The sequence below is a fragment of the Acidovorax sp. genome, from assembly GCF_016783915.1.
Lineage (GTDB): Bacteria > Pseudomonadota > Gammaproteobacteria > Burkholderiales > Burkholderiaceae_C > Acidovorax.
The window spans coordinates 1-7,960 of the sequence record NZ_JADHVT010000184.1 but is presented as its reverse complement, the minus strand read 5'-3'; the positions used below and the strand labels follow the sequence as shown (position 1 = coordinate 7,960).

At 60.8% G+C, this 7,960-nt stretch carries 5 protein-coding genes; all 5 read left to right on the top strand.

Annotated elements, in window-relative coordinates:
* The first annotated feature begins 217 nt into the window (after window positions 1-217).
* Window positions 218-916 (top strand): hypothetical protein, encoded by a 699-nt coding sequence (locus ISS20_RS21880; RefSeq protein ID WP_291439520.1) that lies wholly within the window; start codon window positions 218-220, stop codon window positions 914-916.
* 16 nt (window positions 917-932) lie between these two features.
* Window positions 933-4,298, top strand: a complete 3,366-nt coding sequence (locus ISS20_RS21875; RefSeq protein WP_291439518.1) for a DNA methyltransferase — start codon at window positions 933-935, stop codon at window positions 4,296-4,298.
* Window positions 4,299-4,302: 4 nt separating this feature from the next.
* Window positions 4,303-5,268, top strand: coding sequence for a DUF932 domain-containing protein (locus tag ISS20_RS21870; RefSeq protein WP_291439516.1), 966 nt, complete (start codon window positions 4,303-4,305; stop codon window positions 5,266-5,268).
* Window positions 5,265-7,097 carry a DUF262 domain-containing protein gene (locus ISS20_RS21865; protein ID WP_291439514.1) on the top strand — a complete coding sequence of 611 codons (1,833 nt, stop codon included), beginning with the start codon at window positions 5,265-5,267 and terminating at the stop codon, window positions 7,095-7,097. Before ISS20_RS21870 ends, ISS20_RS21865 begins: the two co-directional genes overlap by 4 nt.
* The coding region (gene pglZ, locus ISS20_RS21860; protein WP_291439512.1) for a BREX-1 system phosphatase PglZ type B at window positions 7,088-7,960 on the top strand (873 nt) is incomplete at its 3' end. The genes ISS20_RS21865 and pglZ, both read left to right, overlap by 10 nt.

Below are 7,960 nucleotides of genomic sequence, written 5' to 3'. Positions count from 1 at the left end.
AGCTCGCACCTGCCGAACCGCCTCCAGTTTGAACTCCCGCGTGTACTGCGCACGCACTTGCTTGTCACTCATTGCTCAACTCCTTGTCGGTATTTTCAACAAGGGTTAAGAACTCCACTTTTCAGGGGCAACCTCACAGTTCCTGGTCAGCGCGCAAGAGCTGGCCAACCGCGCCGGGGGCGAGGCCCCACGTCCGGCGCGCCCGGAAACGAAAGGGTTGGAGGAGATCCGCCTCACCGCTGGCAACGAGCAGCTGTTGGCCCTGTACAACCAGCGCGACGAACTCAGCACCGCCATCGACACCTGGACAGATGTCGCCGAGCGCATCGACAAGCGCCTGCCCGCCTGGAACACGCTCAAGCGCCTGCTGGCCCAGGCCAGTGGACTATCGGGTGCCGAAGTCTTGGTGGCACAAGTCACGCACCTTGAGCAGCAACGCCAACTTCTGGAGGAGCCTGACCCCGTCACCCCCCTGGTGGCCAGCCTGACGCAGTTGCTGCGCGACGAACTGAACCGGCTGCACGCCGACTACCAGACCCGCCACAAGAACGGCATGGCGCGCCTGGACGCCGACACCAACTGGAAGCAGCTGGAACCCGAACAACGCAACAGCCTGCTCGCCGCCCAAAAGCTCACCCTCACCGACGCACCCAAGGTGCAAGTGGCCAACACCGACGAGGTGCTGGCCACGGTCGATCGTTTGTCGCTGTCGTCGTTCGCTGATCGTGTGGCCGCCATCGACTCACGCTTTGACGCCGTGCTGGTGGCCGCTGCCGAGCTCATGGAGCCCAAGGCGCAGTTCGTCAAGCTGCCCCACCGCACCATCAAGACCGACGAAGACATCGAGGCCTGGCTGCTGGATGCCAAGCAGACCATCGCACAGGCCCTGAAAAAAGGCCCGGTCATCCTTCACTGAGGCCTGAATCCCCATGATGCAAGCACTCGACAAAGACCTGCGCAGCGCGCTGGAGAAGACCGTCAAAGCGGCCCGCACGGTGGCCGAGACGGCTGCGCACGCGGCGGTGGACCAACTGGGCGTCGGCCACGACAAACCCGAAGCGTTTCTGGGCGATGCCGAGAAGGCGTTGCGCAATCGCCTGCGCACCCACGGCAAACAGCTCGGTGACGTCCGCGACTCGAAGAGCACCAACCCGACCTACGGCAAGCAAGAGGTGCAGCACCTGGTACAAGAGGTGGCCTACCAGCACTGGCACCGCATGCTGTTCGCCCGTTTCCTGGCCGACAACAACCTGCTGATGTACGACGGCGTGGCCGTCACCATCGAAGAATGCGATGAGTTGGCCTCCGACGAAGGCGCCAAGAGCGGCTGGGAGCTGGCCGGCAAGCTGGCCGCCCGCATGTTGCCGCAGGTGTTCAAACCCGGCTCGCCGGTGTTCGAGCTGACCTTTGCGCCCGAGCACCAAAGCGAGCTCGAACGCCTTCTCAAAGCTCTGCCCGATGCGGTATTCAAGGCCAGCGACAGCCTGGGCTGGGTGTACCAGTTCTGGCAAGCCGACAACAAGGAACGCATCAACAAGTCGGAAGTGAAGATCGGCGCCGACGAGTTGCCCGCCGTCACGCAGCTCTTCACCGAACCGTACATGGTGGCCTTCCTGCTTCACAACTCTCTTGGCGCCTGGTGGGCCACCCGGCACCCCGGCAAGCCATGCCCCGTCAACCTCGACTACTTCCGCACCCTGGAAGACGGCACCCCGGCCGCAGGTAAGTTCGAGGGCTGGCCCGACTCGCTGGCCGACTTCAAGCTGCTCGACCCGTGCTGCGGCTCGGGGCACTTCCTGGTGGCCGCCTTCCTGATGCTGGTGCCGATGCGCATGGCGGCGGAGGGTCTGACGGCTAAAGAGGCGGTGAATCGCGTCCTTGCCGAGAACATCCATGGGCTGGAGCTGGACCCACGCTGCGTGGAGATCGCCGTTTTCGCGGTGGCATTGGAGGCTTGGCGCTATCCGGATGCTTCCGGTAGGCCACTCGGTGTGCGGGAGATTCCGTCGCCCAAGATCGCTTGTTGCGGCCTCAAGGTCGCGGCCAAGGCGCAGGACTGGGAGGCGCTGGTGCCCGACGATGCACCCCACGCCGAGTACGTGCGCCAAGAGTTGCGCCAACTGCACGCCAGCTTTTCCGATGCGCCGCTGCTTGGCAGTCTGCTGGACCCAGCACGTAGCCTCAAGAATGACTTGGCCACATCCAGCTATGAAGCGCTTACCTCTTTGCTCCACAAAGCACTAGAGACCGAACGGCCCTCAAACCAAGGGACTGAAGAGGAGAACCGCTGGGAACTGGCGCTGAGCGCACAAGGTCTGCTCGAAGCTGCTCGTTTGCTCAATACCCGCTACGAATTGGTAATCACCAACGTCCCATATCTGGGCCGGCGAGATCAAGACGACAAGCTAAAGGGCTTTTGTGAGCAGCACTATGACGATGCCAAACATGATCTGGCAAATGTTTTTCTGGCGCGATGCCTTGAACTTTCAAAATCAAGAGGCAGTGGAGTCGTTCAGATCGTCATGCCCCAGAACTGGCTTTTCCTCACAAGCTATAAGAGGCAGCGCGAAACCCTGTTGAGATCACAGACGTGGAATTTGTTGGCCCGACTTGGTGAAGGTGGCTTCGACAGCACACAAGCAGCCGGCGCTTTCATTGTTTTGTTGACACAGACAAATACCCGGGCACCCCAAGACTGGGAGATGCGCGGCATTGATGTCAGCTCTCCTCGCACTGCGCAGGGTAAAGCCAACCTGCTTAAGTCCGCATCACTCGCTCTGGTGAAGCAGGAAAAACAACTTTCAAATCCGGACTCCCGCGTCACTCTGGACGAAGCTTCGGAAATGACGCTCTTGGAGCGTTTTGCAAGTTCTTACCAAGGAATCACTACCGGGGATAACCCGCGATTCATTTGCTTCTTTTGGGAAATTCCAGGATGGAATGGTCGCTGGAAAAGCTTTCAGTCAACAGGAGATTTCAGCGAGCATTTTGTGGGGCGGCAACAGGTCTTCCTATGGGATGGCGGCCAAGGTGTACTTGCATCATCGAGTGCGGCACGCATACAAGGGCAAATTGCATGGAACACCAAGGGTGTCGCTGTTCGACAAATGCGCGAACTACCCGCCACTCTAAACTCAGGATCTCCATGGGACATGAATAGCGCAACCATCGTACCCAAGGATCAAGAGAACCTTGCTGCGATCTGGTGCTTCTGCAGCTCCGATGATTACAACCAAACGGTTCGGCAGATCGACCAAGCTTTGAAGGTCACCAATGCGACCTTGGTAAAGGTGCCGTTTGACCTCGAATACTGGCGTCAGGCGGCCGCGGAACGTTATCCACATGGACTCCCGAAACCGTTTTCGATCGACCCCACGCAGTGGATTTTCCACGGGCATCCTGCACGTGCGTCGGACCCGCTACAAGTCGCCGTTGCTCGATTGGTGGGCTACGTCTGGCCCGCAGAAGCAGACAACAAGATGGAACTGTCTGAGGAGGCGCGTGCCTGGATCGCACGCAGCAGGACGCTGTCCAATCATGCGGACAAAGATGGAATTGTTTGTATTCCTCCGGTGGGCCGCGAATCCTCGGCAAGTGACCGGCTTCTTAATCTGCTAGCTGCCGCGTATGGCGAGCACTGGAGCAATGACGTACTGGCACAACTGATGGCGTCGGCAGATCACGCTGGCAAACCATTGGAGAGCTGGCTCCGCGACAAGTTCTTTACCCAGCACTGCGCTCTGTTTGGCAACCGCCCGTTTGTGTGGCATGTGTGGGATGGGCTGCGCGACGGTTTCGCCGCGCTAGTGAACTATCACAAGCTCGACTACAAGGCCCTGGAATCACTCATCTACACCTATCTGGGCGACTGGATCGGCAGACAGAAGCGTGATGCCGACAACGGCGTAGATGGTGCCCAGGAAAAGCTGGCCGCAGCAGAGGCATTAAAGAAGCGCTTGGAGCTGATCCTGGCGGGCGAAGCGCCCCATGACATCTTCGTGCGATGGAAGTCCATCGAGGAGCAGCCGATTGGCTGGAACCCTGACTTGAACGACGGGGTGCGCATGAATATCCGCCCCTTCCTCTCGGTATCAGACGTAGGCAGGCGTGGCGCAGGCGTGCTGCGCGACCTGCCGAAGAGCCTTCATTGGGAGAAGGATCGCGGCGCTGACCCAATCGACGCACCCTGGTATGAGCTCGGACTCAAGTACGGAGGCAAGAAGGGGGATCGGATCAATGACCACCATTTGACGCTGGCCGAGAAGCGCGCCGCTCGCGCCAAACAGGGAAAGGCTTAAGACCATGACAACTGATCGGGCCTGGAAGCCACGAGATCCCGCTGAGGCGTTCTTTCCGGTGGAGATGCGCCCTTTGTTCATGCCGACTGCAGACGGCCTAGACAAGTATCAGCAGCTCAAGCGCCACTTCGCGGTCGTTGACGTGGAGCGGCAACACCCGTTTGCGGTCGTGACCGACGACTACGAGCTGGTGACAAACAAGGCCGCCTACGACATGGCGGCCGAGGTGATGAAGAAGGTGTTCCACACCACGCAGATCGGCGACATGGAGTGCTTGAACATCACCATGCCCAAGACCCGGTCGTTCTGCCATATCGACCTGATTCACAAGACCGCCGATTTCTCGCCTTGGGAGAAGGACAAGTGGACGGCCTTCCTGCGCATCAGCAACAGCTACAACCGCACCCGGCTTCTGCGCTTCGAGCTGGGCTTTTGCCGCTGGATCTGCCTGAACGGCATCATCTTCGGCAGCAAAAGCATCGAGTTCAGCTACGCCCACACTCGGCGCGGCATGGACCGAGTGGACCGGTTCGTCGAGAACATCGGCGACATCCGCAAGCTGGAAACCTCGCTGACCGAGAAGCTGCACCAGCTCAAGCGCTACCACGTGCCTGAGAAGGAGATGCTGCCCCTGCTTTGCCGTGCCTTCGACATCAAGGCGACCAAGGAGGTGATCCAGAAGCAAAGGCGCGTCGACGACCTGCTGGCGGTACGCGAGCAAGCCAAGAGCCTGACCCAGGCCTATTTCAAGGAGATGGGGCCTCACGGCTATGCCGCATTGAACGTGCTGACGGACTACGCGTCGCGGCCGGCGGGCGTGATAGCGCCGGAGGCCAGCATGCATGGCCTGCAGCAGAAGGCGGGAAGCTGGATGGACGACTTCATTGCGGCCATCAAGCACCCCAATTTTTCGTTCGACAGCTACCTGGCCGACTACCGCCAAACGGTTGAGGTGATTGAGTCCCTATGATCAAGTCGGTCAACAACTACCCGGTCTCACAGCTCTTCGACATCGAAGCAGGTGTGGTCTATGCGATCCCGCGCTACCAGCGCGAATACACCTGGAAGATGGACCAGTGGGAGTCGCTCTTCGATGACGTCGAGGAGAACGACCCCGGGTACTTCCTGGGTTCGATCATCTGCATCAACCAGACCACCGACACCCTGGCGGTGCAGCGACTGGAGGTGGTGGACGGCCAGCAGCGGCTGACGACGCTGTCTCTGCTGTTCGCCGCGCTGTACCAGTCGTTGAAGCGGCACGAGAAGGACCTGGACGACGACCAGCGCGTGGAGCTGATCAACCTCAAGCGCAAGCTGGTGCTGAAGAAGGGCGATGACCAGTTGCGCGTCATCCCGCAGATTCAGAACAACAACCAGAACGACTACCGCGCCGTCTTGTCCGACGTGGGCGTGATAAGCCCGTTCGATACGCCGGCCTACGCGGGCAACCGCAAGATCTTCCGCGCCTTCCGGTACTTCCAGGGTCGCATCGAAGAGATGGTGCAGGGCGAGAACGATCGCCTGGCGTCGATCATGGCCTTCCTCGACAAGGTGAGCCAGGCCTGCCTGGTAAAGATCGAGGTGGCCAGCCACGCCGATGCCTACACGCTGTTCGAGTCGCTCAACAACCGGGGCATGCCGCTCACGGCCATCGACCTGATCAAGAACAAGTTGCTGGCCCGGCTGGAAACCACCGAGCCCGGCAAGGTGGACCACTACTTCGACGTGTGGAACAAGCTGCTGGGCTATCTGGGCGACGACTACAGCGTCCAGGAGCGCTTCTTCCGGCACTACTACAACGCGTTCAAAGACCCGCTGAACGTACCGTTCCGCAAGGACGAGGACAAGAAGAAGGACCCCCTGGGCCCGGTGGCCACAAGGTCTAACCTGATCCAGATCTACGAGAAGTTGATCAACCAGGACGCCAAGCACCACCTGCAGGCCATCCGTTCCGCTGGTCAGCTGTATGCACTGATGCTGGCTCGGAACACCGACGAGGCCTGGGCTCCGCTAGATAAGCCGCTGAAGGACCTGGACCGCATTCAGGGCGCCCCGTCTTACCTGTTGATGCTGTACCTGCTGGTGCGGCGCGAAGCGCTGGGCATCGACGTGGCGCAACTGGAAGAGATCGCGCGGCTGCTGGTTTGCTTCTTCGTTCGACGCAACCTCACCGACACGCCGCCCACCCGTGACCTGACGCGCCTGTTCATGGCCGCCATCGACAAGGTGGCAGAGCTGTCGGGGGCCGCCGTGGTGACGACGATTCGCGACGAGCTGCTGGCGGTGTCGGCCAGCGACGAGACTTTCCGCAGCAAGCTGGAAGGTGCCATCTACGAGGAGAACGCCGGGGTCACCCGGTTTGTGCTGTGCGCCTTGGCCGAGCAGAGCATGACCAAGGAGACCTGGGTCGATCTGTGGAAGTACGAAGGCAAGCTCTTCGTGTGGACCATCGAGCACATCTTCCCGCAGGGCGACAACATCCCCGCGTCGTGGGTGGCGATGATCGCGGGCGGCGACGAGAAGAAGGCCAAAGCCATTCAGGAAACGCATGTCCACAAGCTGGGCAACCTGACGATCTCCGGCTTCAACAGCGCGCTGGGCAACAAGAGCTTCAAAGACAAACGCGACCGCACCGACAGCAAGGGCCGTGAGGTGGGCTACAAGAACGGGCTCAAGCTCAACGCCGAATTGGCAACGGCCGGGGCATGGAGCGTGAAGCAGATCGATGCACGAACCACCACGCTGGTGGACCAGGTGGTGAGCCTCTTCGCCATGACAGGGGGCCAGCCATGCGCGTGATCGAACATCTGGTCAAGACCCTGCGTGACTCGGCGATCTTCAACCCCGAGGTTCAAGTCACGCCCTCGTGCATCTTGTGGCCCGACAAAGACCGCCAGTGGGAGGCTGTGATCCCGCGCCTGCAGAGCGAGCTGGCGGAACTGCTGGTGCTGGGGGACTACACGCCAGAGAACCGCACGGGGCCGGCGATCTGGCTGCGCTGCGTGATTGCGGGCAAGGCGCCCGATGTCACTTTGCCAGCTGACCGCGTGCCGGTGTTCTACCTGCCTGGCGTCAGCCGCCAGGACTTGCGGGCGATCGAGGACTGCCCGGACCTGTTGAAGCCCTTGGCCGAACTGCAGTACCGGGGCGTGATCTGGTCACAGTCTAACGCCAAGGACTGGACCATCATGGCCTTTCTGAAGTCCGACCAAGGCGGCATGGGTCTGGACGTGGCCCAGGACAACGACGCCAAGAACGCCATGCAGTTGGCGCTGTACCGGCTGCTGGATGAAGAGCTTGAGCTGCTGAAGGGCAAGCGGCTGGACAAGGACTACTTCAACACCTTGCTGACCGGCGGCGACCCGGTGCGCGACCTGCTGCAGTGGCTGGATCTGGGCGACGCATTTCAGACCACGCGCGGCGCCAACGAGTGGAAGGCCTTTGTGGAGGTCTGCAAGTCACAGCTGGCGTTCAACCCCCAGGCCGATGGCGTTCTGGCGGGTGCCAGCAAGTTGGCGACGCGCGAGGGACCCTGGCATTCGGTGTGGGAGCGGTACAGCGAAGCACCGAAGCGTTACCCCAACATCCCGAACCGAATCCGCCAGTGCAAGCCGCCCGACCTGGGCATCTTCGACACGCCCGCAGAAAAGCTCAGCGGTTGG